Below are 24094 nucleotides of genomic sequence, written 5' to 3' on the forward strand. Positions count from 1 at the left end.
GCCTCATTGACGAGTCTGGCCGGCCTATGTCGCTATATGTGGGCTGGTTCGGGGGTTGGACCACAAGATGTAGGGCGGAAGGCGGGTGCGTCTTCCTTCGAGGGGCTTAGGCAGGCACATGAGCGAAGCGGCGAAAGTTGGGATTGCCGAGACTTCTGAACGGGTTGCGTCCGCTGCGGCGCGCCCGCAGCTGCAGCTTGTCCGCAAGGTCGAGGTGGATCGGTCGCGCGACGCGCTGTTGACCGATTTCGGCAAGACCACGCTGGAGGACCGCTACCTCCTCCCGGGGGAAAGCTACCAGGACATGTTCGCCCGGGTGGCCACGGCCTATGCCGACGACGCCGACCATGCCCAGCGGATCTACGACTACATCTCGCGCCTGTGGTTCATGCCCGCCACGCCCGTGCTGTCGAACGGCGGCGCGAACCGTGGCCTGCCGATCTCCTGCTTCCTCAACGCCGTGCCGGACAACCTGGAAGGCATTCAGGGCGTCTGGAACGAGAACGTGGCCCTGGCCTCCAACGGCGGCGGCATCGGCACCTACTGGGGCGGCGTCCGCTCCATCGGCGAGAAGGTGAAGGGCGCTGGCCAGACCAGCGGCATCATCCCCTTCATCCGCGTGATGGACTCCCTGACGCTGGCGATCAGCCAGGGATCGCTGCGCCGCGGGTCGGCGGCGGTCTATCTCGACGTCCATCACCCCGAAATCGAAGAGTTCCTGGAGATCCGGAAGCCGTCGGGCGACTTCAACCGCAAGTCCCTGAACCTGCACCACGGCATCTCGATCAGCGACGAGTTCATGGAAGCCGTCCGCGACGGCGCCATGTTCGGCCTGCGCTCGCCGAAGACCGACGAGGTGATCCGCGAGGTCGACGCCCGCTCGCTCTGGCAGAAAATCCTCGAGATCCGCCTGCAGACCGGCGAGCCCTACCTGATCTTCTCCGACACGGTGAACCGCGCCATGCCGCAGCACCAGCGCGAGCTGGGCCTGTCGGTGCGGCAGTCGAACCTGTGCTCCGAGATCATGCTGCACACCGGCAAGGACCATCAGGGGCTGGAGCGCACGGCCGTCTGCTGCCTGAGCTCGGTCAACGCCGAGACGTTCCTGGAGTGGCGCGACCATCCGACGTTCATCGAGGACGTCATGCGCTTCCTCGACAACGTGCTGGAGGACTTCATCAACCGGGCGCCGCCCGAGATGAAGCATGCGGTCTATGCCGCGCGCCGGGAGCGGTCCGTCGGCCTGGGCCTCATGGGCTTCCACTCGTTCCTGCAGGCCCAGAACGTCCCGTTCGAGAGCGCCATGGCCAAGAGCTGGAACATGCGGCTCTTCAAGACCCTGCGCCGGCAGTGCGACGCGGCCTCGCGCAAGCTGGCCGCAGAGCGCGGCCCGTGCCCGGACGCGGCCGAACGCAATGTGATGGAGCGGTTCAGCCACAAGCTGGCCATCGCGCCGACCGCCTCGATCTCGATCATCTGCGGCGGCACCAGCGCCGGCATCGAGCCGATCCCGGCCAACATCTACACCCACAAGACCCTGTCGGGGACCTTCGCGGTGCGGAACCCCTACCTTGAGCGGCTGCTCGACGAGAAGGGACAGAACAACGTCGAGACCTGGGACACGATCCTGCAGAACGAAGGCTCGGTTCAGCACCTCGACTTCCTCAGCCAGGACGAGAAGGACGTCTACAAGACGGCCTTCGAGATCGACCAGCGCTGGGTGGTGGAACTGGCGGCGGATCGCACGCCCGACATCTGCCAGTCGCAGTCGGTGAACCTGTTCCTGCCCGGCGACGTGGATAAGTGGGACCTGCACATGCTCCACTGGCAGGCCTGGGAGCGGGGGTGCAAGTCCTTGTATTATCTGCGTTCCAAGTCGGTGCAGCGGGCCAGCCACGCCGGGGGCGAGGAACTGGCGGCGGTCGTTCAGGCCGAAGGCAAGACGGACTATGAGGAATGCCTCGCCTGCCAGTGAGTGGGCATTAAGGCTGCCTTAGTTCGGCTGCGGCGCTTTTGCGCTTGCCGGTCCGCTCCGCCCGACCAACTATGCCTGCGGGGACCACGTTGCACGGACGTGTGTGGGAGTAGCGGATGCGTTTGCTGGCGCATTTTGCGATCGCGTCGGGACTGGCGGCCTCCGCCGGCGGCGCCCTCGCGCAGACTCCGGATCATGCCGCCCTGACCGAGGCCGCGTTCGCCGAGACCACGGCGGCCGCGGTGACCTGGACCTCCAGCGAGGTCCGGCTGCCGGGCCGGGATGACGGGCCGGTCGACTCCCTGCGCATCAACGTCGCGAGCAGCATACGGCTGCCGGGCCTGGCGCCCGGTAGGGACCGGTACGACGTGACCCTGGTCCGCAAGTGGCCGGGCGCGGTCAGCTTCGATTCCGACGGCCTGGCGTTCGACCTCGCCCCCCACGCGGGCTTCGGCGTCTCCAGCGCAGGGACCCAGGCCGAGGGCGGCGCCACCCTGACCATCTCCAAATCGCGCGGCGAGCGGGCGCTGGAGCAGCTGCGCGACTTAGGCGTCAAGGACGGGGCCAGCTTCGGCGACCGCGGCCGCTGGTACCTGTTCGCCGCGGCCAGCGGCCGGGCGGTGGGTCTAAACATGCTGCGCGGCGAGCACGGCTGGGATCGGGCGGGCTGGAGTACGGACGCCTCCGGCGCCCTGGTCGGCGACGCCCAGGTCGGGGTCGGCTGGCGCAAGGGTGACGTGCAGTCCTCGTTCGGCGTCATCCACCGCGAGGTGAAGGGCCGCCACATGGTGTTCGGCCAGCAGACCCGCGACGACACGGTGGCCGCCTTCACCTTCTCGCTGAAGCCCACGGGCCGCTAGAGGCGGTCCCAGCCCTCGGCGAACGGATAGCGCCGGGCCCACAGGTCCGCGAGCCGCGGGTCGGCGTCGAGCCGGCGCACCACCTCGCCCATCCGCGGGGCCGCCGCATAGAACCTCTCTCGCCGCGGCCGGAACCGGCTGACCACGGCGACGTAGAGGTCCAGCACCGTCAGCTGGTCGCCCAGCAGGTAGCGGCCGGGCGCCAGCCCCGCCTCCATCACCGCCCAGCAGTCCGAGATGCGGTCCTGGATCCGCCGGTCCACGTCGGCGTGCAGGGCGGGATCGGCCACCAGGCGCGAGGGATCGTCCTTCAGCCAGTAGTGGGCGTAGATCGCGGAGGAGACGAAGACCATCCAGCGCAGGAAGGCGCCCCGCGCCGGATCGCCGGCCGCCGGCGCAAGGGCCGCCTCGGGGTGCTGCTCCGCCAGCCAGATCAGGATCGCGGCGCTCTCGGTCAGCACCTCCCTGCCCGGGGTGAGGAGGGCCGGCACCTGGCGCATCGGATTGGCGGCCAGCACCCGGTCGCCGTCGGCCCGCTGGGCCGGATCGTAGGTCGGCGCCTCGATCACCTCGTGGGGCGCGCCGATCAGCGCCAGGGCCGCCTCCACGGCCACCCCGCCGGATCCCTCGGCGGAATACAAGATGTAGTGGTCGGCCATCGTCTATCCACAATCCATGGGGAAAATATCCCCGCCTGTGCGCAACTTACCCCTGCCGCCCGGCGCGGTTCAGGCTTACCTTTCCATAACGGGAAGCGCGTGCTCCTGATTCGTCGCAGGGCCAAGTTCATGACCACGTCCAACGTCCGCAACCTGCCGGGGCTCCTCACGCCCTCCTACGCCTACAAGCCGTTCCGCTATCCGTGGGCCTACGACTTCTGGAAGAAGCAGCAGCAGGTCCACTGGATGCCGGAGGAGATCCCGCTGGGCGAGGACCTCAAGGACTGGGCCTCCAAGCTGAACGACAAGGAGCGCAACCTCCTCACCCAGATCTTCCGCTTCTTCACCCAGTCGGACGTCGAGGTGAACGACAACTACATGGAGCGGTACAGCCGCGTCTTCAAACCCACCGAGGTGAAGATGATGCTGGCGGCGTTCTCCAACATGGAGACGATCCACATCGCCGCCTACGCCCTGCTGCTCGAGACGATCGGGATGCCGGACGCCGAGTTCACCGCGTTCCTGGACTACCAGGCCATGCGGGACAAGCACGACTACATGCAGCAGTTCGGCGTCGAAACGAACGCGGATATCGCCCGGACGCTGGCCATGTTCGGCGGGTTCACCGAGGGCCTGCAGCTGTTCGCCAGCTTCGCCATGCTGATGAACTTCCCGCGCCACAACAAGATGAAGGGCATGGGCCAGATCGTCAGCTGGTCGGTGCGCGACGAGAGCCTGCACTGCGAAGGCATCGTCAAGCTGTACCACGCTTTCAACAAGGAGACGGGCGCCGTCACCAAGAGCGTGGCGGACGATATCGTCGATTGTTGCAAGACCGTCGTCGGTCTGGAGGACAAGTTCATCGATCTGGCGTTCGAAGCCGGCGAAGTGCAGGGCATGACGCCCGACGACATCAAGAAATACATCCGCTTCATCGCCGACTGGCGCCTGCGCCAGCTCCAGCTTCCGGAGGTCTACGGCGCGAAGGAGAACCCGCTGCCCTGGCTGCAGAGCATGCTGAGCGGCGTGGAACACGCCAACTTCTTCGAGGCCCGCAGCACCGAATATTCCAAGGCCGCCACCCGCGGCCAATGGCACGGCGACGCCGGCGTCTGGGCCGAGTTCGACAAGATGCAGGCCAAGCGCACCGAGGGGCTGGTCGCGGGGGAGTAGGGGGGAGAGCGCTTCCGGAGGCGGGCGTCTCCGGCGCGCTCACACTTTACTGCTCACGACACAAACGTCAGCGCGTGGACTAAGAGCCTGGGTCTTCGCACGCCGCGAAACTCCGCATCGCGACCTGCGCCACGGCCTCCAGTTCCTCTCGCGTCGCGCCATCCCGCGCCAGGATCGACATGCCGCTCTGGATCGTCTGAACAAAGCGGGCGAGGGCATGGACGTCGGTTCCGGCCGGAAGCTCGCCGTCTGCCACACCCTGGGCTAGTCGCGCCTTCAGCCGCTCCAGCCCGCCAAGGCGCGCCGCACGGACCGCCTCGCCGAGCTCAGGATGGCCTTCATCGCCGACCATGGACAAGGTCACCATGCAGCCCCGCGGCATGTCGCCCAGCGAACCGGTCAACGATGCGGCCGAGTCCCGCAGCAGCGCCGCCACTGCCTCGCGGGCCGTCGCCCCGGCCCGAAATCCACCCCAGCCCATCTCATCGTAGGTCTCGCGATAGTGCTCGAGCGCAGCGCCATACAGCGCCTCCTTCGAGCCGAACGCGGCGTAAAGGCTCGGCGCACCGATCCCCATCGCCGCGGTGAGATCGGAGATGGACGTGGCCTCGTAACCCTTCTCCCAGAACAGCCGCATCGCCTGGGCCAACGCTGCGTCGCGGTCAAACGCGCGCGGGCGACCGCGTCCGCGACCCGCGGTCGCTTCAGCGCATTCCGGACGTCGTCCTGAATTCTGCATCGATCGTTAGATAAGTCCCTTGAACGGGCCCGGCAACGCCCCCAGCTATTTGTGTATCGATCACTCTATAAATGGACTCTGAACCGACATGACGAACCTGGCTGGCAAGCGCGCCCTGGTGACGGGCGCTTCCCGCGGCATCGGCGCCGCAATCGCCCTGGAACTGGCCGAACAGGGCGCGGACGTCGCCATCACCTACGAACGCGCCGCCGACAAGGCTGCCGACGTCGTGAAGGCCATCGAGGCCAAGGGCCGCAAAGCCGTCGCCATCCAGGCCGACAGCGCGGATGTCGCGGCGGTGAAGCGGTCAGTGGACGAGGCGGCCGCCGCGCTGGGCGGTCTCGACATCCTGGTCAACAACGCCGCCATCGCCCGCTACGCTCCGTTCGCCGAGATCAGCCAGGAGGACGTGGACGCCCTGCTGGCGGTGAACGTGCGCTCGCCGATCTTCGCGGCCCAGGCCGCTATTCCGCACCTGAAGGCCGGTGGCCGCGTCATCACCATCGGCTCGGCGGGCGCCGACCGCATCGTGGGCGATCCCGGCGCCGCGTACTACATGACCAAGTCGGCGCTGCAGTCGTTCAACCGGGGCCTCGCCCGTGAACTCGGGCCGCGCGACATCACCGTGAACCTGGTGCAGCCGGGCTCGACCGACACCGACATGAACCCGTCCGATGGCGAGTCCGCCGACTTCCAGCGCTCGCTCATCCCGCTTGGCCGCTACGGCAAGCCCGAGGATGTGGCGGCGGCCGTGGCGTTCCTGGCGTCTCCGGCCGCCCGCCAGATCACCGGGACAATCCTCAACGTCGATGGCGGCGCGCTGACCTGAACCCAGGACGCAGAGGGCGTTTCCACGCCCTCGGCGAACCTCCCTGGCCGCGCAGGCTGACCCCTGTCCAGAGTCAATGCCTCCTGCTGGGTGCGGACCTGGCCAGCGTCAGCCCGCACGGGCGGCTACGCTGCCACCCCCTCATGCGAGCGCTCGACCGCGCGCTTGTAGGCGTCGCGGGTGGTGGTGCGGGCGAGGTAGGCCTGTTCGGCGTCGTTGGGGGCGAAGCCGGCGTGGTTGGCGCCGAGGTTGAGGGCGTAGGTCACCGAGATGTCGGCGGCCGTGAACCGGTCGCCGGCCATGTAGGGGGCGCTTGCAAGCTTCCGGCGCACGAGCAGCAGCCGCCGCTCGACGCATTCGCGGGCCCAGCGGGCGCCCCAGTTGTCGCGTTCGGCCGGGGGCGCGATGAAGCCGCTGACCAGCGGGACCATCATCAAGGTCGCCAGGCCCGCTTCGCCCAGGTGGAGGAACTGCTGGTAGGCCGGGAAGGCCGGATCGCCGGGCTGCGGCTGCAGCGGCGTGGGGCCGTAGCGGCCCATCAGATATTCCATGATCGCGACGGACTCGACCATCGTCACGTCGCCGTCCTGGATCGCGGGCAGGAAGTCGCCGGGATTGACGGCCAGCCACGCCGGATCCTTTTCCTCGGCGAGCATGTCCACCGGCCGCACGCGGTAGGGCAGGCCCATCTCCTCGGCGAGCCACACAACCCGCAGCGACCGCGAGTCCTCTCCACCCCATACCGTGATCATCGCTCTGGTCCTCCGTCCGACCATGATTTCACGGGGCGCGGGGTTCGGGAACGCCCGACGTGGGGCCGGGTGGCAACGTCCGTTGCCGCCTCTCCCTCGGGGCCAAGCCGAAGGGGACGATCTCCATCAGCGGAACGGCGCCGGGCCCAAGAGGGGCGCCGACGGATTGCCCGTCGGCGCCATTGGGCTGGACGTGAGACGCAGGGGCTCACCGTCCGGGCGTTCGCTCCCCGATCACTTGCGCCACACCGAGACCGTGGCGCTTCCGCAGGTGAAGTTGGAGGTGCGCGTGAAACCCTGGCCCGTGTAGAGCGCCTGTTTGGCGGCCGCGTCCGCCGCGCTCATCCCGTGATGGGATCGCCACTCACCTTCCGCCGGGATCCAGGTGGAGTCGTAGGTGGCGCCATTGGACGCGCAGCTGATCAGCTTCGGCATCATCCCGGAATCGGCCATGTGGTCGAACAGCCGCTGGTAGTTTGCCGCCTTCACCCCATCGAAGCCGTACGACCCGATGGTGTGCGGCGGCCAGAGCAGGATGGACGCCTTGGGCAGCTCCTTCCCAGCGATGCGCGTCCACGGCCCGTTGGGGTCGGCCTCGCCGTCCGCCGTCCGCGGGGTCGTCATGCCCCTGGCGAAGGTCATCGGCAGGGGCTTTCCGTCCTTCTGCATATGGACGTGCAGGTGCGGCCCGTCCGACGAGCCTGTGTTGCCGACCCGCCCGATCATCTGGCCGGCCTTGACCCGAGCGCCATCGGCGACCGCGTCCTCGTTCGGGTCGGTCCCGCTCATGAGGGGCTTGTTGTGCGGGCAGAGGTCCGCGGGCACGCTTCCGGGCTGCATATGGGCGTAGAGCGTCCGGACGCCGTCATCCTGCAGGATCCAGAGATGGTTGCCGCCGCCGCTGATCTTCTTCTGATCGTATTCAGGCAGCTTGCTCCCCGGCACGTTGTCCGGCGCGTTGCGCCAACAGCTGTAGATCTTGCCCGCGGCCATGGCGTAGACCGGCTTGCCGTAGACCACCCAGTTGGTCACGACGGACTTGTCCGTGGCCCCGGCCTTCAGGCCCGACCATTTCTTGCCGGAGACGTTGCGGACGGCGCCGATGTCCTTGCCCTCGGCCTGGATGCCGCTTTTATGGACCTTGGTGCTGTAGCGCTCGTCCGAGGACAGGTCGTTGCCGCGCAGGGGAAGCACCGCGGCCGCCGAGGCGGCCGAGGCGCAAGCCGCAAGCGCAAGGCCCGCGGCGACGCGAATGAACTGAACTTGCATCATGCCTCTTCGTCATTTGGGGCGGCTGAGCGCCGCGTTCATGACGTCGGTTATGGCCGCAACCTCCCGAGGGCGTGTGGCGCTCACGGACCGACGGTATGGCGACACCGGACAGCCCGGCCTGCCCGGAAGTCGGGTGGCAGGGCCTGGCGATCGGTTGTAGGCTCACAACCCTAGGGTTGTTTTTCGCTGCGAGAGGGCGCCTGGGCCGTGGAGCAGTTGTCGCTGGACAGCCGGATTGTCCTCTCGACGGACGCCATCGAGGATCGCGACCGCGATGGCCTCGTCCGAGACTTCTACGGTCGCATCTGCATGCGGCTGGACCTTGCGCCCGCCGAGGACCGGACGCTACGCCTGGAGGCGGCGACCACGGTGCTTCCGAACGCCAGCGTGACCCGCGGGCGCGTCGCGCCCATGTCGTGGGAGCGGACATCGGCCCTGATGGCCGACGCCAACGACGATCTCGTGATCTCCTGGATGTCCGGCGGCTATCGCTTCGACCGGCAGGGGCGCGAGAGCATCGAGACGCGGCCGGGCGCGGCGTGCCTCATGCCCCTGGACCAGGCGTGGCGGGCGCAGACCGGGGACGGGGACTGGACGGTTTGCCTGCAACTGCGCCGCGCCCAACTCACCCCGCTCATCGACGACCTCGGGGACCTCGCGCCCGACGCGATCAATCCGCAGAGCGCCGAAGGCCGGCTGCTTCTGGACTACGCCGCCGCGGTCAGTGGCGCGGAGCTGGGACCTGCCTTGGCGCCCCTGGTGTCGCAGCACCTGTCGGATCTGGTCGCCCTTTGCCTCGGCGCGAGCGGGGAGGCCCGGCAGACAGTCGGGCAGCGCGGGGGGCGGGCGGCGCAGATGCGGGCGCTGAAGCAGCACGTCGCGGAGAACCTTGCCAATCCGCGCCTGTCTGCAGAGACGGCCGCCCGGGCCCTTGGCTTCAGTGCGCGTCAGGTCCGGCGGCTGTTCGAGTCCGAGAGCCGCAGCTTTTCGGACTACGTCGTGGAACGCCGGCTGGAGCGCGTGCTCAGGGACATCAAGGACCCCCGCCTGGCCCTGAGACCCATCGCCGAGATCGCCTTCAATGCGGGGTGGGTCGAGCCTTCGACCTTCTATCGGCAGTTCAAGGCGCGCTACGGCTTCCGCCCCTCCGACGCCCGGCCCTAGGCGGCGGCCCCCGCATTCGGGCGCCGCCGGGCGCCTAGTCGTCGAAGCCGACGAAGACGGCGGCTTCCTTGACCGATTTACGCTCGGAGACAACGGCGTTGGCGGGGAAGGTCTCGTCCGGCCAGCCCAAGGCGATGCTTTTCATGATCACCTGGTCGTCCGCGACGCCCGCATGCTCGCGGACCACGGGCGACTGCATGATGCCCTGGCTGTTGATCACCGCGCCCAGGCCACGCGACCAGGCGGCGTTGACCAGGGCGGTGGCCACGGCGCCGCAGTCGAAGGGCGCATCGTCCATGCCCTCCAGCTCCTTGTCGAAGGTGACGATGATACAGACCGGAGCGTCGAACTGGCGGAAGCCGCGCAGCACCCAATCCTGGCGCCCCTCCTTGTCGTCGCGCGCGATGCCCATGGCGCCGAACAACTGCTTGGCCACGCCCACCTGCCGGTCGCGATGCTTGCCCTCGAAGCCGCGGGTCCCGACGCGGAACTCGCGCGAGTGCGGCACGCCAGCCAGGTTGCGCTCGGTGTTGCCGGCCCGGATGCGGTCCAGCGGCTCGCCTGTGATGACGTAGAAATTCCAGGGCTGGACGTTCATCGACGACGGCGCCCGCATGGCCAGGGTGATGATCTCCTCGATCAGCTCCCTTGGAACCGGGTCGGGCTTGTAGCCGCGGATGCTGCGGCGACCGAGGATGACGTCGTCGAATTCCATGGAGCCCTCTGGGATCTCGCGGGGCATGCGCCATCCGCGTGTGTCGGCCCTATCGAGACGGGCGCCGTAGCGTCATTCAAGCGGTCGCGGGGGCGCCCGTGCCTAGATCGGACAGGCCGCCACCTCGAGCTGGAGCATGGCGAGGACCCGGCCGAACCCGATGTACTGGCCGGTCATCATCGCCAGTTCGAGGAACTCGGCGTCGGTGAAATGCCGGCGCATGGCCGCCACGTCGTCGTCGCCGATGTTGTGGTGGTCGAGGGCCATCTTCTCGGCGAAGTGGATGGCGGCGCGCTCGCGGGGGGTGAAGCTGGCGTTGTCGGCGTCGTCGACGCCCGAGGCGGCCTCGTCCTCGGCGACCACGTCGGGGGCCATGCGGACCGTCTTGCAGAGGACGCAGCCGTTCAGGGTGGCGATGCGCAGGCGCACCAGTTCCTTCAGCCGCGGCTCCAGCACGCCCGCCCCGCCGGTGTGCCAGGGGGTGTAGAAAGCCTGGTAGGCCTGGACCAGGTCGGGGTTCGGGGCGAAGGCCTGGGCGAAGTGACGGCCGATCCAGTTGTCCTCCGGCGTGGCGTCGTAGATCGCCTTCAGATAGGGCGGCAGGGCTTGCGGCTCGACCAGCGGCATCCGGGACATGGCGGCGCTCCAGGTTGATATGACTGGCATATTGCCCGCTTCCGCGGGCGCCGCTGGGTCAGGAATGTGCGTGTTTCTGTTGACGGGACGCGGCCGGGGCGGGCGCATTTGCAGCTCACGGAGAATGCCCGGTGATCAAGCTGGTCTATGTCATTGTGCGGCGCGAGGGCCTCTCGTCCGAAGCCTTCGGCGACTATTGGCTGAACACGCACGGGCCACTCGTGGCGTCCAAGGCCAAGGCCTTGCGGCTGAGAAAGTACGTCCAGAGCCATCCGATCGACCCGGAGGGCAGCGAGGCCATGCGGGCGGTGCGGGGCATGCGCGGCCCGGCGGACGGGCTGACCGAAGTGTGGTGGGACTCGCTGGAGGACTTCCAGGCCGCCTACGCCACGCCGGAGGGCCAGGCGGCGGGGCAGGTGCTGGCGCAGGACGAGGCCAAGTTCATCGACTTCGAACGGTCGGCGGTCTTTCTCACGCACGAACATCTGATCTTTGACCACACAGCCGGGCGTGGCCCGGCGCCGGGCGCCCCGAAGGCGACGTACCTGCTGACCCGGCGCGATGGTCTCACCCAAGGTGAATGCCACGAGACTTGGCTGCGTGATCACGGGCCCCTGGTGGCGAGCTTCGCCGGGCCGCTACGGATGGCGAAGTACGTCCAGAGCCATGCCATCGCGCCCAAGATCAACGCCGCCCTCCAGGCCGGACGCAACTACGAGGCGCCGCTGGACGGGCTGACCGAAGTCTGGGTGGATCCGGAGGCTCCCGGGACGGCGAACGCGGACGAGGCGCGGGCGGCGGCGGCGGCCTTGGTGGAGGACGAGCGGCGCTTCGTGCAGATGGACCGGTCGCGCCTGTTCATGACCCGCGAGCGCGTGATCTTCGACCACACGGCCTAGCCGCGGTTCCGCCGCAGCCGGAACACCCGGTAGAGGTAGAGGATCAGGACGGCGCCGAAGACGACCTGAGTCGCCGGATCCATCCACGCCTCCACGCGGTGATACTCGGCGGCGAGCAGATAGCCCGCCGCGGCCAGGCCGAAGGTCCAGAGCGTCGTTCCGAGAAAGGTCCAGAACAGGAAGCTCGGCCACGGCATCCGGACGATGCCGGCGGGGACCGAGATGAAGGTGCGGACGGTCGGGATGAGCCGGCCGACGAAGACGGCGACGGCCCCGTGGCGCTCAAATAGCGCCATGGCCCGGTCGAAGTCCTTGGGCTCAAGCGTCAGAAGATGGCCTTGCCGTCCGATCCAGCCGCGCAGCCTGTCCCGCCGCACCTTCCGCCCGACGACCTTCCACGCACTTGCCCCGGCGATCGCGCCGACCGTGCCGGCTGCGACAACACCGGTGAAGCTCAGGTGGCCCTGCGCCGCCGCAAAGCCGGCGAGGGGCATGATCACCTCCGAGGGAATGGGCGGGACGATGTTCTCGGCGAACATCAGGGCCGCGACCGCCAGGAGCCCGCCCGCCGCGACCACCGCTACAACCCACTCGAACATCGCAAACCTTGCTGACCCGGAGCCGCCTTAAGTGGGTCGATGGCGGAGCCTCGCAAGGCGCTTCGTGCATTTTCCGACCGACAGGCCCGCGCGGAACGGCAAACGCCCCGCCGGGCTCTCGACCGACGGGGCGCTCGTTGCGCCGGGGGGCTTGCAACACGCCGCGAGCGGCCGCTCCCGTGGGGTGGGGGCGACCGCTCGCGCGCGATCAGAACGTGTACCGGAGCGTCGCCGACGCGGACCGGCCGAGATAGGCGCGGCCCAGAACCACGCCGCTCGCGGGGATGGACCCCTGCTCGACGTCCGAGAGGGCGAGCTTGTCGAACAGGTTGTTGACGTTGAGCATCAACTGCACCCGTTCGGTCGGGCGCACCTGCACGAAGGCGTTCACCAGCGTGTAGGCCGGCAGCTTCAGCAGGTTGCTGTCCTGCGCGTAGCTGCTGGTGGTGCCGATCACATTGACGCCGAGCGTGGCGTACTTCAGCTCGACCTGCGGCGTCACGGCGTAGATGAAGTCGGCCTGGTGACGCGGGGTATTGCCGACGATGGCGGCGTTTGTGGCGTCGCTGGAGATCTTCGCGTCGGTGTAGGTGGCTCCGGCCGTGACGCTGAACGGCCCGTGGCGGACGCCGGCCTCGAGCTCGACGCCCTTGGCCTTGTAGCCGCGCACGATGTTCAGGACCGAGGCGGTGCCGTCGGCGCCGCTGACGATCTGAGCGTTGCGTTCGCCCGTCCGGGCGGAGAAGCCCGTGACGTTGAAGGTGACGCCGCCTGCCCGGTACTTCAGGCCGAGTTCGGCCTGCTTGACGGTGTCGTAGGCGCTGTCGTTGTCGACCAGTTTGCCGGTGTTGTAGTCGACCGCCGGCGTGAAGAGGATCTTGTCGGCGGACGCACGACCGCCGCGGCTGTAGCGGCCGAAGACGGCGAGCTGTTCGGCGACGCGGTAGTTCACGCCCGCCGAATAGCTGAGGTAGTTGTAGTCGTAGTCGACGCGGCCGGGCTGGCCGAGCGGCAGGACGGCCACCTTGGTCTCGGCGGTGGAGATCGTCCCGTTGCGATTGATGTCGAACGAGGTCTGCCCCACTCGGCCGCCGCCAAGCTCGGCTCCGAAGAGCGTGCCCCTCACCTTGCCCATGTCGTAGCGCAGGCTGCCGCCCACGGCGATCTTGCCGATGTGGTAGTTGATGGAGGCGTAAGGCGCGTTGACGTCGTAGTTCATGTCGTAGCTGCGGTGGAAGGTGTTGCCGAGCCCGTAGGCCAGGTAGCCGTCCTGCGTGAACGGGACGCCCGCCGCGTTGGTGACGTTGATCAGCGTGGTCTCGCCGTCGCCGGCGACGCTGGACAGGACGTTCAGGAACGACAGGTACGTCGAGTAGTCCTGCGACGCCTTGTAGAAGCCGACCGTGGTCGTCAGGTTGCCGCCGCCGACTTCCCAAACGCGGCTGGCGCGGATGTCGTTGGTGGCGTTGTCGAGGCTCTTGATCTTGGTGTCGAGCTGCAGCGCGTTCGTCAGAAGGCCGTTGCCGTTGAGGGCTGCGGGGCTGGCGATGACCTGGCCGGCCAGCGGACCGGTGGCGTAGCTGAGCTGGCCGCCGACGCCGCCGTAGGTGACGGCGAGCGTGGCCGCCGGGGCCACGGCGATCGGGCGGATCGTCAGGTTGCTGCCGCCGATGTCGGCGACGCGGAATTTCTCGGTAATGGTCCAGCCGCCCACGTCGAACTGGGCGTCGAGGCCGACCGACTTGACCACGGCATGCTGGCCGCCCCGCAGGTCGTCGTTCGCGATGTTGTTGTCGCGATCGAGCGTGACGACGTTGCTGACGTAGGGCGACAGCAGCGAGTCGGTCTTCGGGTCGAGGTTGGCGGGGCCGGTGAAGGTCGGGTCGGCGTTCGTGCCCGTCACCCGGATCGGAACGAACTGGTACACAGGCGTGCGGTCGTCCAGATACTTGGCGTAGAGACGCACGTGGCCGTTCTCGAACGTCTTGGTGATGTTGGCCTTGATCTGGCCGCCCTTGTAGGCGGTGAAGCCGACGTCGCGCGGACCTTCGCCCTGGCGGTAGAAGCCGCCGATGTGCATGCGCAGGGTGTCGCTGATCTTGTAGCCGTAGTCGCCCTCGACCCGCTTCTCGCCGTAGTTGAGGCCGTACGTCGCCTGAACGGCGCCGCCTTCCGTGGTGCCGGTCTTGGAGATCAGGTTGATCACGCCGCCGGGCGAGTTCGACGCGAAGGTCGAGGCCGAGCCGCCGCGGATCGTCTCGATCGCCGAGAGGGTCAGGTCGCCGCGCATGAACATGTCCACGCCCAGCTGGTACATGTCGCCGAATTCCAGGACCGGCAGGCCGTCTTCCTGGAACTGCACGTACTTGGAGCCGGTGCCGGACAGCGGCAGGCCGCGGATCGAGTAGTTGTCGTTGCCTTCGCCGACCGCGTATTCGGCGCGGATGCCGGGGATGTTGCGGAGGACCTCGCCCAGGGAGCGTGCGCCGAGCACCTCAATCTCGGACTCGCGCAGGGCGCTGGTCGAGGTGGCGCTGTCGAGGCGGTCGCGGCCCTTGGCGACGCCGGTCGAGAAGACCGCTTCGCCATTCGACTTGGCGCCTGCGTCCTTGGCCTGAGCGTGCGCCGGCGTAACGAGCAGCAGTGGCGCAACGGCCGCGGACAGATAAAGATGTTTCATGGAATAACTCCGGTCTCCCCATAGCGTTCTTCGAACGTGGATCGAGAATGGAGGGATAGCGTCGATATTCGGTAAATTATCTCAGGTGCAGTGTTGCGGCAGTCCGCGACATATTGTCCGTTGTTACTTTAGCAGAAAGCAATGTGGCCGGAACGATCGCGCGTTCCGGCCACGAATTCCTTGGAGGCGGAACACTTGCGCGTTCCGCCCCTTCGATAATTCTCGTTAGAAGCTGTACCGCAGGGTCGCCGAGGCGGTCCGGCCGAGGTAGGCGCGGCCGGCGACGACGCCGCTGGCCGGGATGGCGGCCTGTTCGACGTCGGCCAGGGCCAGCTTGTTGAACAGGTTGTTGACGTTGAGCATCAACTGGACCCGCTCGGTCGGACGAACCTGCACGAAGGCGTTGACCAGGGTGTAGCCGGGCAGCTTCAGCTGGTTGGTGTCCTGGGCGTAGCTGCTGGTCGTGCCGATGAAGTTCGCGCCGACCGTCGCGTACTTCAGCTCGACCTGCGGGGTCACCGAGAAGATCAGGTCGGCCTGGTGGCGCGGCTTGTTGCCGATGAACTCGGGATGGGCCGCGTCCTTGGAGATCTTGGCGTCGGTATAGGTGGCGCCGGCGGTCACGCTGAACGGCCCACGGCTGACAGCGGCCTCGACTTCCACGCCCTTGGCCTTGTAGCCGCGGACGATGTTCTCGACCTGAATGTCGCCGGCGGCGTTGCTGTTCACCTGGGTGTTGCGCTCGCCCGTCTTTGCCGAGAACGCCGTGACGTTGAACGTCACGCCCGAGACCCGGTACTTCAGGCCGAGCTCGATCTGCTTGACGGTGTCGTAGGCGCTGTCGGAGTCCACCAGCTTGCCGGTGGCGTAGTCGACGGCCGGCGTGAACAGGATCTTGTCGGCAGAGGCGCGGCCGCCGCGGCTGTAGCGGCCGAAGACGGCCAGCTGCTCGGCGACGCGATAGTTCACGCCGGTCGAATAGCTGAGATAGTCGTAGTTGTAGTCGACGCGGCCCGGCTGGCCGAGCGGCAGCGTCGCGACCTGGGTTTCGGCCCGGGTGATGACGCCGTCGCCGTTCATGTCCACCGTGGTGACGCCGACCCGGCCGCCGCCGAGCTCCGCCCCGTAGAGCGTGCCCTTCACGTTGCCGATGTCGTAGCGGACGCTGGCGCCCACCGCGATCTTGCCCACGTGATAGTTGATCGAGGCGTAGGGCGCATCGACGTCGTAGTTCATGTCGTAGGTGCGGTGGTAGAGCGCCCCGCCGATGCCGTAGGCGAGGTAGCCGTCCTGGGTCACCGGCACGCCGCCGGCGGTCCGGATGTCGACCAGCGCCGAGTCGCCGTCGCCGCGCACGTCGGTCAGGACGTTGAGGAACGACAGTTCCACGCCGTAGTCCTGCGACGACTTGTAGTAGCCCACGGTGGTGGTCAGGTTGCCGTCGCCGACCCGCCACACGCGGCTGGCGCGGATGTCGTTGGTGGCGTTATCGAGGCTGTTGACCTTGGTGTAGAGCTGGAGCGACGAGGTCAGCAGGCCGTTGCCGTTGAGGGCCGCAGGGTTGGGGATCGCCTGGCCGGCCTGAGGGCCCGTGGCGAAGCTGAGCGCGCCGCCCGGTCCGCCGTAGACGAACGCGAGGGCCGCCGCCGGCGCCACGGCGATCGGCCGGATGCTCATGTTGCTGCCCGAGATGTCGGCGATGCGGAACTTCTCGCTGATGGTCCAGCCGCCCACGTCGAACTGGGCGTCGAGGCCGACCGACTTGACGACGGCGTGCTGCCCGCCGCGGACGTCGTCCCGCGTGATGTTGTTGTCGCCGTCGAGCGTCACGATGCTGCTGCTGTTGGGGGAGAGCAGCGAGTCCTTCTTCAGGTCGAAGTTGGCCGGGCCGGTGAAGGTCGGGTCGGCGTTCGTGCCCGTGACCCGGATCGGAACGAACTGGTACGAGGGCGTGCGGTCGTCGAGCCACTTGGCGTTGACCCGCACGTAGCCGTTCTCGAACGTCTTGGTGATGTTGGCCTTGATCTGGCCGCCCTTGTAGGCGGTGAAGCCGACGTCGCGCGGGCCTTCGCCCCGGCGGTAGAAGCCGCCGATGTGCATGCGCAGGGTGTCGCTGATCTTGTAGCCGTAGTCGCCGCCGACCCGCTTCTCGCCGTAGTTCAGGCCGTAGGTCGCCTGGATCGCGCCGCCTTCGGTGTCGCCGGTCTTGGAGATCAGGTTGATCACGCCGCCGGGGGAGTTCGACGCGAAGGTCGAGGCCGAGCCGCCGCGGATGGTTTCGATCTGCGCCAGATTGAGGTCGGCGCGCATGAACATGTCGGAGCCGAACTGCTGCATGTCGCCGAACTCCAGGACCGGCAGGCCGTCCTCCTGGAGCTGCACGTACTTCGAGCCGGTGCCGGACAGCGGCAGGCCGCGGATCGAGTAGTTGGCGTTGCCTTCGCCGCCGGCGTACTCGGCGCGGATGCCGGGGATGTTGCGCAGCACCTCGCCCAGCGAGCGCGCGCCCAGCACCTCGATCTCGGACTCGCGCAGCGCGCTGGTCGAGGTGGCGCTGTCGAGGCGGTCGCGGCCCTTGGCGACGCCGGTCGAGAAGACCGCTTCGCCCTTGGCGGGCTTCGCCGCGTCAGCGGTCTGAGCGACCGCCGGCGTGATCAGCAGGAAGGGCGCGATCGCCGCCGACATGTAGAGATGCTTCATTGGATATAGTCCCCAGGTTCTAATTCTAGAACAGTTGTCTTCGACCGTCGCAATGCGGCCTAATGCCTAACGAGTTAGTAAATGCAGGCGGCTTCGGTTGCCGAAATGCCTGCGACATATTGGACGATTACCTGCGACATCTTGCGCACGTCGCTGCGACATACTGCGCGCGGCGATCCGCGAGCGCAGCTTTCAGGTCTCAGCTCGGAGTGAGCGTGCGCCCGGGCGGCGGCAGCCTGCGGGAACGCCCCGCGTGCGGCCGCCCGGGCTGGAGGTGGTCAGCGTCCGGCGGCGGCCCGCAGGCGCACGACCGGCGCGGTCGGTTCGTCTTCGGGTCGATCGGCCGTCGCCGCCGCGGAACGCAGCCGGAACCGGGCGACCAAGGTGGCGAGTTCGTCGGCCTGAGTGGCCAGGCTGCGAGCCGCGGCCGTCGCCTCGTTGACCATCGCCGCGTTCTGCTGGGTCATCCGGTCCATGCTGGTCACGGCGCTGCTCACCTGCTTCAGATTCTCGGCCTGCGTTTCGGTGTTCTGCGCGATCTCGTTGATGAGGTCGTTGGTGTCGCCGATCTTGGCGCCGATGAGCGTGAGCATCTCTCCGGTATGTCCCACGCGGCCCACACCGCTGGCGACCTGCTCCGACGACGTGTGGATCAGGGCCTTGATGTCCCGCGCGGCGTCGGCGGACCGCTGAGCCAGCGCTCGAACTTCGGACGCCACCACGGCGAAACCCTTGCCGGCGTCGCCCGCTCGAGCCGCCTCGACGCCCGCGTTCAAGGCCAGCAGGTTGGTCTGGAACGTGATGCTGTCGATCAGGTTGATGATCTGGCTGATCTCTTCCGAGCTGGTCTGGATCGCGTCCATCGCCGAGATCGCCTCGGTCACGATGGCGCCGCCTTCCGCAGCGTTTCCGTTCGCGACCTCGATCGCGGTCCTGGCTTCAGCGGCGCGTCGCGCGGTCTCGCTCACCATGACGGTCACCTGCTGAGTGGCGGCCGTCGTTTCTTCCAGGCTGGCGGCCTGCTGCTCTGTCCGGCGCGATAGATCCTCGGACGCCGAATAGATCTCGGCTGCGCCCGAATGCACGCTCTGGGCCGATTTCGCGACCCCGGAGATGCTCTGTTCCAGGCCCTCCACCGCGCTGTTGAACGACTGGCGCAGCCGCTCGTACTCGGGTTCGAACGGGGTGGTGATGACGTGGGTGAGGTCGCCCGAGGCCAGGGCGGCCAGGGCGGTGTCGAGGGTTTCCACCACCCGCCGCTGAGCCGCCTCGGCGCCGATCCTGGCCCGGTCCGCCTCTTCCTTCGCCCGATCGGCTTCGGCCTTGGCGCGGTCGGCCTCGGCCTTGGCCAGGGCGGCGTCACGGAAGACGAGCACGGCGCGGGCCATGTCGCCCAGTTCGTCGGCGCGGTCGGCGTCGACGGCGATGTCATTGTCGCCCTTGGCAAGCTGGGTCATCGCCTCGGTGAGGGTAGTGATCGGGCGGGCGATCGTGCGGCTCAGCATGCGCGACAGCGTCATGGCGATCGCGATCAGGGCGACGCCGCCGATGGCGAGCGCGACCATGGCCGTGACGATGGCCATCTGCTGGCGCGAGCCGTTCTGGGCGATGTGCTTGGCCTCGGCATTGCGGACGTCCCGGAGCGGCAGCACCGCGGCGCTCACCAGGACCTTGCTGCCGGCGTCGCGGACTTCCTGCTGGGCCTGGTCGCGACCCCCGGATCCGACGACCTGGATCAGCCGGTCCCCCCAGTCCTTCCGCCAGGCGACCGTCGCGACCCGCGAGGCCTCCACCGCCTTCAACATGGCGGGATCGGTGAGGGTCGACTTCAGCTTTTGCGAAACCTCATCGTATTCATCCCGGCCCTCGTAGTAGGACTTGAGATAGCTCTTATCGCCTGTGACCAGGTAGCCGCGCAGTTGGCTGTTCTGCCTCAGGATAGCGGTCTCGAGCGCCAACGCGTCCGCGTGAATGGACTGGCTGCGGTTATTGCTCTCCGTCGTCGCGCGGATCATCAGAATGGTCGCCAGGAAGACGACCATCATGACTGCGGCCGAGACGCAGATCAAAACGAACGACAAGCTGAGCTTTTTCGGGATGTTCATTTCGAAATTCATCATTCCACTACTGAATATTCAATCGACGACGATCGTCTATTCGGGCGCCTCGTCGCGAAGAGTCATCGAAAGAGGGTCAGACCGCTCCTTCGAAAACGCGAGCAGAGGTATGGGAACAGTGCTTGCCCGGGCATTAACGGCGATTCCGAACCGTCGCTTTAGGCCTGCGACATAAAGTCCCCGCGAAGATAAGACGGCGATTTAGACGGCCTTAACGGGCGCCGTTGCTCAGTGCGGGTCGCCGGGGGCGAGAATTATCAAATAGCAAGACGTGCGCGTCTTCCGGGCGCGCGCAGATGCAAACCAGTTTGTCCCAGATTGTGCGGGACGCTTTGCTCGGTTGGGTTGTGATTTCCATGAAGATGCTCGCGGCGACTGGCGCAAGGCACGCATTTGCGCGTCAGGCCGAAAGCTGTCGCTCAGCGGGCTCGGACTTCGTCGCTGCGGTGCTCGAGGCGGTCGATCGCCAGCTCCACCTTGCTCCCTTGAGCAGCCGCATGGTCCAGAGCTGGACCGGCGACCCGGCCGCCGCCGCCGTCGCGCTGCGCGTCAACGGGGCGCTGCACGCGCTCGCCCGGCGGGGCAATCCGTCCCATCTCGCCGCGCTCTACAGCGGCCAACACGACGACTTCGACGGCGCCGTCGCGGAGGCCCTGTCGCAGCAGGACCAGTTCATCGCCGACTGGATGCGGTATCCGACCCAGACCAATGAGGTGGCGCGGGGGGCGGCGATCATGTCCACGCTGATGACTGTCGCCGCCGAGCGGCCCATGCCCTTCCAGATCCTGGAGCTGGGCTCGAGCTGCGGCCTGAACCTCAATCTGGCGCGGTATGCCTATCGGCTGGGCGGGGTCGCCGCGGGCGATCTGTCGTCGCCGGTTCGCATCGAGCCGCAGTGGCGCGGCGCCGATCCGCCGGTCGCACCGGTGTCGATCCTGTCGGCGGAAGGCGTCGATCTGAACCCGCTCAACGCCCAGGATCCGGCGCATCGCGAACGCCTGCTATCCTTCACCTGGGCCGATCAGCCGTCGCGGTCGCGGCGCCTGGAGGCGGCCCTTCAGATCGCCGTCGCGCATCCGCCCCAGGTACACCGGGGCGACGCAAAACTCTGGCTCACCCAGCGCCTGGCCGAGCGCCAGCCCGACGGGGTTTGCCGCGCCGTCGTGCACACGATGTTCCTGCAGTACCTTGGCGACGGGGACCGGTCGGCGATCGCCGCCATGATGGCCGCGGCCGGCGCCGGCGCGACAGCCGAGCGGCCGCTCATCGAGATCGGCCTCGAGTGGACCGCCGATCGTCGCGAGGTCCAGCTGCGCTTCACCCGCTGGCCGGATGGCGAAAGCGCGGTTCTGGCCACCTGCCACCCCTATGGGGACTGGGTCGACTGGCGCGGCGCCGCTTCGCTCCGCGGCCAAAGCAAGGCCTGAGCCGCCGCGGCCTTCTCGGCCGTCGGGCTGGAACCGACGGGGGTGGTGCGCGCTCCAGGGCTTCCCGAAGAGCCCAGGAGGCATCATGAGCGAAGACAACACCTATGGCGTCAGCGAGATCGTCGGCTCGTCGAAGACGTCCATCGACGAGGCGATCCGCACCGCGATCGGCAAGGCGAGCGAGAACCGTCGGCACATCCGCTGGTTCGAGGTGACCCAGGTGCGCGGCCACGTGGAGGAGGGGCAGGTGGCCCATTTCCAGGTGACCCTGAAGCTCGGCTACACGCTGGAGGACTAGGCAGCCGCTGGGGCGTCAGCCGATGCTGTCGCCTTCGGCGCTCTCGCCCGGCGAGGCGGTCGGCGGCGCCTGGCGCAAGGTCTGACGCTCATCGGCCTGCCGGCCCAGCGCGCCGGGCGGCGGGCCGTCCGGCGGGGCGGCCGCAGTCTTGTGCGGCGGACGCGGCGGCGCGGCGCCGTTGGCCGGCGGTTCTACTTCGACGGCTCTGCGGTTCTGCTCGCCCATGATCGGTCCCATTGTTCGCTGCGGTTCGCTCCAGAACGCGGCGCCCGCGAGTTGGGTCCTTTAGTCGGCCGTCAGCCCCTGCGGACGCTGACGATCCGCAGGGCGCGCTTGCGGCCGTCGCGGTCCGGCCAGAGGATCGACTGGCCCTCCGCCAGGCCCAGGAGCCCGGCCCCCACGTGGGTGAGCACCGAGACCTTGCCGGCGGCGATGTCGGCTTCGCCCGGCCAGACCAGCTGGACGGTGCGAGGCTCGCCATGGGCCTCATCGACGAACTCCACGGTGGAGCCGACGCCGACCACGTCGGGCGCGGTCTTGCCGTCGGGCCGGATCCGGGCGCGCTCCAGTTCGGCCAGCAGGAGGCCGGCGAGCTCGGGCGTCCGGTCCTCGGCCTGTAGGGCCAGGGCGGTCAGCCGCTCGGCGTCGGTTTCGCTCAGGGTGATGGGCGGGCGCGCAGGCGCGTGGGCGGTGGCAGTGGTCATGAGAAATTCCTTGAGTAACGCCCATCGGGCGCGCGCCGAGGCTCGGCCGCGATCTGTCTGGACGTGGGGATTGAGAGGTTGCTGCGCCCCGGACCTGGCGCAGCGCGCGGGTCGGCCCGGGGCTAGGAGCCTGCCTGGAGCGTGCCGCCGTGGCAGCGGAACCGGCGAAATGCGGGGCGCGTGAACACTCCGGCCATTGCGCCGGGTCGGGCGGGGAAAGTCAATGTCGCCGAAGCGCCGCAGATTTGCCGATGGTGGGCTCACGAAAGCTGGATTGAACCCGTGGGCGCGGTGCGACACCAGGGCGCCCATGTGGCTTTCCGTCTATTCGAGCCTGCGCGGCCGCGCGCCCATCCAGCCCCGCGAGGCGCTGCGCGCCGGGCTGGGCGCCGGGGTGGGCATCGCAGCCTGCGGCCTCGTCGCGCGGGCGGTAGTCGAGGGGCGGCTCTCCGCCGAGCCCCTGCTGATCGCGCCCCTGGGGGCCTCGGCGGTGCTGATGTTCGCCATCCCGGCCAGCCCCCTGGCGCAGCCCCGGGCTGTGATCGGCGGCAACGTGGTGGCCGCGGTGGTCGGGCTCGCCTGCGCGGCGCTGATCCCTCAGGCGACGCTGGCGGCGGCCATGGCTGTCGGGCTGGCGGTGGTGCTGATGGCGCTGTTCGGCTGCCTGCATCCGCCCGGCGGGGCCATCGCCCTGGGCGCGGCCCTGGCGGGGGCGGCGCCTCACGCCCTCAGCCTGGAGCATCCACTGGCGATCGTGGGGCTGGGTTCGGCGCTGCTGGTGCTGGCGGCGGCGGTGTTCGGCCGCGCGACGGGCCGATCGTACCCGCACCGCGTCGCCAAGGCGGCGAGCGCGCACGGCACGGCAGATCCGCAGCCGGCCGACCGGGTGGGCTACACGGCGGCGGACCTGGACCACGCCCTGGCCCAGTACGGCGAGCTGCTGGACGTGAGCCGCGAGGACCTGGACGCCCTGTTCCGCCAGGTGGAGCTGGAGGCGCACCGGCGGCTCCACGCCCGCATCCGCTGCGACGAGATCATGTCTCGCGACGTCGTCTCGGTGGGCGTGGAGCAGACTGCCGAAAGCGCCCTGACGTGGATGCGCCAGCACGACCTGCGCACGGCGCCGGTGGTCGATCGCGAGGGGCGCGTCGTGGGCATGGTGCGGCGGGCCGAGCTGCAGGCCGGTCGCGGGCGGCTGGTAGAGGCGGTGCTCGATCCCTTCGTGCACAAGGTCCGGCCATGGACACCTGTGCACGCGCTGTTGCCCCTGCTCTCCAGCGGTATGGCGCACGAGGCGATGGTGGTGGACGACGCGCGCAGGCTGGTTGGCGTGATCACCCAGACCGACCTGATCGGCGTCCTTTACCGGGCCCACGTGGTCGAGGCTGTGGTGGCCCGGGCTGCGGCTTAGCCCATGTCGCGGCGGGCGCTGGCTTCGACGGCGGCGGTGGGGATGAGGCGGATGGTCGAGCTGGCCTTGGCCAGGACATTGCCCGCGGGATCCAGGAGCCGCCCTTCAGCGAAGCACGTGGCCCGGCCGCGTCGTTCGATCCACCCCTCGGCGGTGACGCGGCCCGGGCGGGCGGGAGCGAAGTAGCTGACCTTCAGCTCGAGCGACATGGGCGTCACGTCGGGGGCGAGAGACAGGGAGGCGTGCGCCATCGCCGCGTCGATCCAGCCGCAGACGAAGCCGCCCTGGGCCACGCCGCCGGAGTGGCACATGTGGGGCCCGACCTCGTAGGCAATCACGGCTCGCCCGTCCTGGCAGCTGACCACTTCGATCTGGCCCAGGCTGGACTGCAGGGTAGGGGCGATGGGGTCGGTCATGCGGCGCTCCGGTTTGGCCCGTCCGGCTTAGAACGGGACCGCGGGGCGCCGCAATCGCGAGTGGCGGCG

At 68.4% G+C, this 24094-nt stretch carries 22 protein-coding genes; 9 read left to right on the top strand and 13 right to left on the bottom strand.

Annotation, left to right across the window (positions count from 1 at the left end; all coding sequences use genetic code 11):
• The first annotated feature begins 118 nt into the window (after positions 1–118).
• Complete coding sequence (locus A2790_RS06065) at positions 119–1975, top strand: ribonucleoside-diphosphate reductase subunit alpha (protein WP_293388755.1); 1857 nt, start codon at positions 119–121, stop codon at positions 1973–1975.
• A gap of 116 nt (positions 1976–2091) precedes the next feature.
• Positions 2092–2835: a lipid A-modifier LpxR family protein gene (locus tag A2790_RS06070; RefSeq protein WP_293388757.1), complete on the top strand. Its 744-nt coding sequence runs from the start codon at positions 2092–2094 to the stop codon at positions 2833–2835.
• Here the strand turns inward: A2790_RS06070 and A2790_RS06075 are convergent.
• Positions 2832–3494, bottom strand: coding sequence for a glutathione S-transferase family protein (locus tag A2790_RS06075; RefSeq protein ID WP_293388760.1), 663 nt, complete (start codon positions 3492–3494; stop codon positions 2832–2834). The two genes, A2790_RS06070 and A2790_RS06075, sit on opposite strands and share 4 nt — an antisense overlap.
• Before the next feature lie 129 nt (positions 3495–3623).
• On the opposite strand from A2790_RS06075, the gene A2790_RS06080 reads away from it, so the two are divergent.
• Entirely contained in the window at positions 3624–4667 is a 1044-nt protein-coding gene (locus tag A2790_RS06080; protein WP_293388763.1) for a ribonucleotide-diphosphate reductase subunit beta, read from the top strand.
• Positions 4668–4746: 79 nt separating this feature from the next.
• Here A2790_RS06080 and A2790_RS06085 read toward each other — a convergent pair whose 3' ends face one another.
• Complete coding sequence (locus tag A2790_RS06085; protein ID WP_293388765.1) at positions 4747–5304, bottom strand: TetR/AcrR family transcriptional regulator; 558 nt, start codon at positions 5302–5304, stop codon at positions 4747–4749.
• Positions 5305–5494: 190 nt separating this feature from the next.
• Here A2790_RS06085 and A2790_RS06090 point away from each other — a divergent pair, with 190 nt between their 5' ends.
• Positions 5495–6235 carry a 3-oxoacyl-ACP reductase family protein gene (locus A2790_RS06090; protein ID WP_293388768.1) on the top strand — a complete coding sequence of 247 codons (741 nt, stop codon included), beginning with the start codon at positions 5495–5497 and terminating at the stop codon, positions 6233–6235.
• Positions 6236–6360: 125 nt separating this feature from the next.
• On the opposite strand, the gene A2790_RS06095 is transcribed toward A2790_RS06090, so the two are convergent.
• Together A2790_RS06095 and A2790_RS06100 are read right to left on the bottom strand one after the other, a co-directional pair.
• A complete protein-coding gene (locus A2790_RS06095) occupies positions 6361–6987 on the bottom strand; it encodes a glutathione S-transferase family protein (RefSeq protein WP_293388770.1) in 627 nt (208 codons plus the stop codon).
• Between the two features lie 234 nt (positions 6988–7221).
• On the bottom strand, positions 7222–8259 hold the full coding sequence (locus A2790_RS06100; protein ID WP_293388773.1) for a M23 family metallopeptidase: 1038 nt from the start codon (positions 8257–8259) through the stop codon (positions 7222–7224).
• Positions 8260–8475: 216 nt separating this feature from the next.
• On the opposite strand from A2790_RS06100, the gene A2790_RS06105 reads away from it, so the two are divergent.
• On the top strand, positions 8476–9423 hold the full coding sequence (locus tag A2790_RS06105) for an AraC family transcriptional regulator (RefSeq protein ID WP_363080555.1): 948 nt from the start codon (positions 8476–8478) through the stop codon (positions 9421–9423).
• A 34-nt stretch (positions 9424–9457) separates the two neighbouring features.
• Here the strand turns inward: A2790_RS06105 and A2790_RS06110 are convergent, their stop codons facing one another.
• Both A2790_RS06110 and A2790_RS06115 read right to left on the bottom strand, forming a co-directional pair.
• The gene (locus A2790_RS06110) at positions 9458–10165 is read right to left on the bottom strand and encodes a nitroreductase (protein ID WP_293388779.1); all 708 of its coding nucleotides are present in this window, start codon (positions 10163–10165) and stop codon (positions 9458–9460) included.
• A gap of 75 nt (positions 10166–10240) precedes the next feature.
• Complete coding sequence (locus A2790_RS06115) at positions 10241–10774, bottom strand: carboxymuconolactone decarboxylase family protein (RefSeq protein WP_293388782.1); 534 nt, start codon at positions 10772–10774, stop codon at positions 10241–10243.
• A gap of 131 nt (positions 10775–10905) precedes the next feature.
• On the opposite strand from A2790_RS06115, the gene A2790_RS06120 reads away from it, so the two are divergent.
• Positions 10906–11673 (top strand): EthD family reductase, encoded by a 768-nt coding sequence (locus A2790_RS06120; protein ID WP_293388785.1) that lies wholly within the window; start codon positions 10906–10908, stop codon positions 11671–11673.
• Here the strand turns inward: A2790_RS06120 and A2790_RS06125 are convergent.
• The 4 genes from A2790_RS06125 to A2790_RS06140 all read right to left on the bottom strand — a co-directional run bounded on the left by A2790_RS06125 (position 11670) and on the right by A2790_RS06140 (position 19772).
• Complete coding sequence (locus tag A2790_RS06125; protein WP_293388788.1) at positions 11670–12272, bottom strand: DedA family protein; 603 nt, start codon at positions 12270–12272, stop codon at positions 11670–11672. The two genes, A2790_RS06120 and A2790_RS06125, sit on opposite strands and share 4 nt — an antisense overlap.
• A gap of 208 nt (positions 12273–12480) precedes the next feature.
• Positions 12481–14952 carry a TonB-dependent receptor gene (locus A2790_RS06130; RefSeq protein ID WP_293388790.1) on the bottom strand — a complete coding sequence of 824 codons (2472 nt, stop codon included), beginning with the start codon at positions 14950–14952 and terminating at the stop codon, positions 12481–12483.
• Positions 14953–15177: 225 nt separating this feature from the next.
• Entirely contained in the window at positions 15178–17652 is a 2475-nt protein-coding gene (locus tag A2790_RS06135; RefSeq protein WP_293388793.1) for a TonB-dependent receptor, read from the bottom strand.
• A 278-nt stretch (positions 17653–17930) separates the two neighbouring features.
• The gene (locus A2790_RS06140) at positions 17931–19772 is read right to left on the bottom strand and encodes a methyl-accepting chemotaxis protein (RefSeq protein ID WP_293388796.1); all 1842 of its coding nucleotides are present in this window, start codon (positions 19770–19772) and stop codon (positions 17931–17933) included.
• 353 nt (positions 19773–20125) lie between these two features.
• On the opposite strand from A2790_RS06140, the gene A2790_RS06145 reads away from it, so the two are divergent.
• Positions 20126–21196, top strand: a complete 1071-nt coding sequence (locus A2790_RS06145) for a DUF2332 family protein (protein WP_293389302.1) — start codon at positions 20126–20128, stop codon at positions 21194–21196.
• Positions 21197–21281: 85 nt separating this feature from the next.
• Complete coding sequence (locus tag A2790_RS06150; RefSeq protein ID WP_293388799.1) at positions 21282–21494, top strand: dodecin; 213 nt, start codon at positions 21282–21284, stop codon at positions 21492–21494.
• Between the two features lie 15 nt (positions 21495–21509).
• On the opposite strand, the gene A2790_RS06155 is transcribed toward A2790_RS06150, so the two are convergent.
• Together A2790_RS06155 and rnk are read right to left on the bottom strand one after the other, a co-directional pair.
• Positions 21510–21719: a hypothetical protein gene (locus tag A2790_RS06155; RefSeq protein WP_293388801.1), complete on the bottom strand. Its 210-nt coding sequence runs from the start codon at positions 21717–21719 to the stop codon at positions 21510–21512.
• Positions 21720–21790: 71 nt separating this feature from the next.
• On the bottom strand, positions 21791–22198 hold the full coding sequence (gene rnk / locus A2790_RS06160; protein ID WP_293388804.1) for a nucleoside diphosphate kinase regulator: 408 nt from the start codon (positions 22196–22198) through the stop codon (positions 21791–21793).
• Between the two features lie 310 nt (positions 22199–22508).
• On the opposite strand from rnk, the gene A2790_RS06165 reads away from it, so the two are divergent.
• Positions 22509–23609 (top strand): HPP family protein, encoded by a 1101-nt coding sequence (locus A2790_RS06165; protein WP_293388807.1) that lies wholly within the window; start codon positions 22509–22511, stop codon positions 23607–23609.
• On the opposite strand, the gene A2790_RS06170 is transcribed toward A2790_RS06165, so the two are convergent.
• Positions 23606–24025 carry a PaaI family thioesterase gene (locus A2790_RS06170; protein ID WP_293388809.1) on the bottom strand — a complete coding sequence of 140 codons (420 nt, stop codon included), beginning with the start codon at positions 24023–24025 and terminating at the stop codon, positions 23606–23608. The genes A2790_RS06165 and A2790_RS06170 overlap by 4 nt on opposite strands.
• Positions 24026–24094 lie beyond the last annotated feature (69 nt).

It is taken from the genome of Phenylobacterium sp. RIFCSPHIGHO2_01_FULL_69_31 (genome assembly GCF_001824475.1).
In the GTDB taxonomy this organism is placed as follows: Bacteria; Pseudomonadota; Alphaproteobacteria; order Caulobacterales; family Caulobacteraceae; genus Phenylobacterium.

Excerpts from the sequence above, each read along its gene's own strand:
- A2790_RS06085 (WP_293388765.1), bottom strand. The coding sequence starts at position 5,304 with ATGCGGCTGTTCTGGGAGAAGGGTTACGAGGCCACGTCCATCTCCGAT.
- A2790_RS06100 (WP_293388773.1), bottom strand. The coding sequence starts at position 8,259 with ATGATGCAAGTTCAGTTCATTCGCGTCGCCGCGGGCCTTGCGCTTGCG.
- A2790_RS06110 (WP_293388779.1), bottom strand. The coding sequence starts at position 10,165 with ATGCCCCGCGAGATCCCAGAGGGCTCCATGGAATTCGACGACGTCATC.
- A2790_RS06155 (WP_293388801.1), bottom strand. The coding sequence starts at position 21,719 with ATGGGCGAGCAGAACCGCAGAGCCGTCGAAGTAGAACCGCCGGCCAAC.
- A2790_RS06070 (WP_293388757.1), top strand. The coding sequence starts at position 2,092 with ATGCGTTTGCTGGCGCATTTTGCGATCGCGTCGGGACTGGCGGCCTCC.
- A2790_RS06170 (WP_293388809.1), bottom strand. The coding sequence starts at position 24,025 with ATGACCGACCCCATCGCCCCTACCCTGCAGTCCAGCCTGGGCCAGATC.
- A2790_RS06130 (WP_293388790.1), bottom strand. The coding sequence starts at position 14,952 with ATGAAACATCTTTATCTGTCCGCGGCCGTTGCGCCACTGCTGCTCGTT.
- A2790_RS06090 (WP_293388768.1), top strand. The coding sequence starts at position 5,495 with ATGACGAACCTGGCTGGCAAGCGCGCCCTGGTGACGGGCGCTTCCCGC.
- A2790_RS06165 (WP_293388807.1), top strand. The coding sequence starts at position 22,509 with ATGTGGCTTTCCGTCTATTCGAGCCTGCGCGGCCGCGCGCCCATCCAG.
- A2790_RS06140 (WP_293388796.1), bottom strand. The coding sequence starts at position 19,772 with ATGATGAATTTCGAAATGAACATCCCGAAAAAGCTCAGCTTGTCGTTC.
- A2790_RS06135 (WP_293388793.1), bottom strand. The coding sequence starts at position 17,652 with ATGAAGCATCTCTACATGTCGGCGGCGATCGCGCCCTTCCTGCTGATC.
- A2790_RS06095 (WP_293388770.1), bottom strand. The coding sequence starts at position 6,987 with ATGATCACGGTATGGGGTGGAGAGGACTCGCGGTCGCTGCGGGTTGTG.
- A2790_RS06150 (WP_293388799.1), top strand. The coding sequence starts at position 21,282 with ATGAGCGAAGACAACACCTATGGCGTCAGCGAGATCGTCGGCTCGTCG.
- A2790_RS06080 (WP_293388763.1), top strand. The coding sequence starts at position 3,624 with ATGACCACGTCCAACGTCCGCAACCTGCCGGGGCTCCTCACGCCCTCC.
- A2790_RS06065 (WP_293388755.1), top strand. The coding sequence starts at position 119 with ATGAGCGAAGCGGCGAAAGTTGGGATTGCCGAGACTTCTGAACGGGTT.
- rnk (WP_293388804.1), bottom strand. The coding sequence starts at position 22,198 with ATGACCACTGCCACCGCCCACGCGCCTGCGCGCCCGCCCATCACCCTG.
- A2790_RS06115 (WP_293388782.1), bottom strand. The coding sequence starts at position 10,774 with ATGTCCCGGATGCCGCTGGTCGAGCCGCAAGCCCTGCCGCCCTATCTG.
- A2790_RS06075 (WP_293388760.1), bottom strand. The coding sequence starts at position 3,494 with ATGGCCGACCACTACATCTTGTATTCCGCCGAGGGATCCGGCGGGGTG.
- A2790_RS06145 (WP_293389302.1), top strand. The coding sequence starts at position 20,126 with ATGAAGATGCTCGCGGCGACTGGCGCAAGGCACGCATTTGCGCGTCAG.
- A2790_RS06125 (WP_293388788.1), bottom strand. The coding sequence starts at position 12,272 with ATGTTCGAGTGGGTTGTAGCGGTGGTCGCGGCGGGCGGGCTCCTGGCG.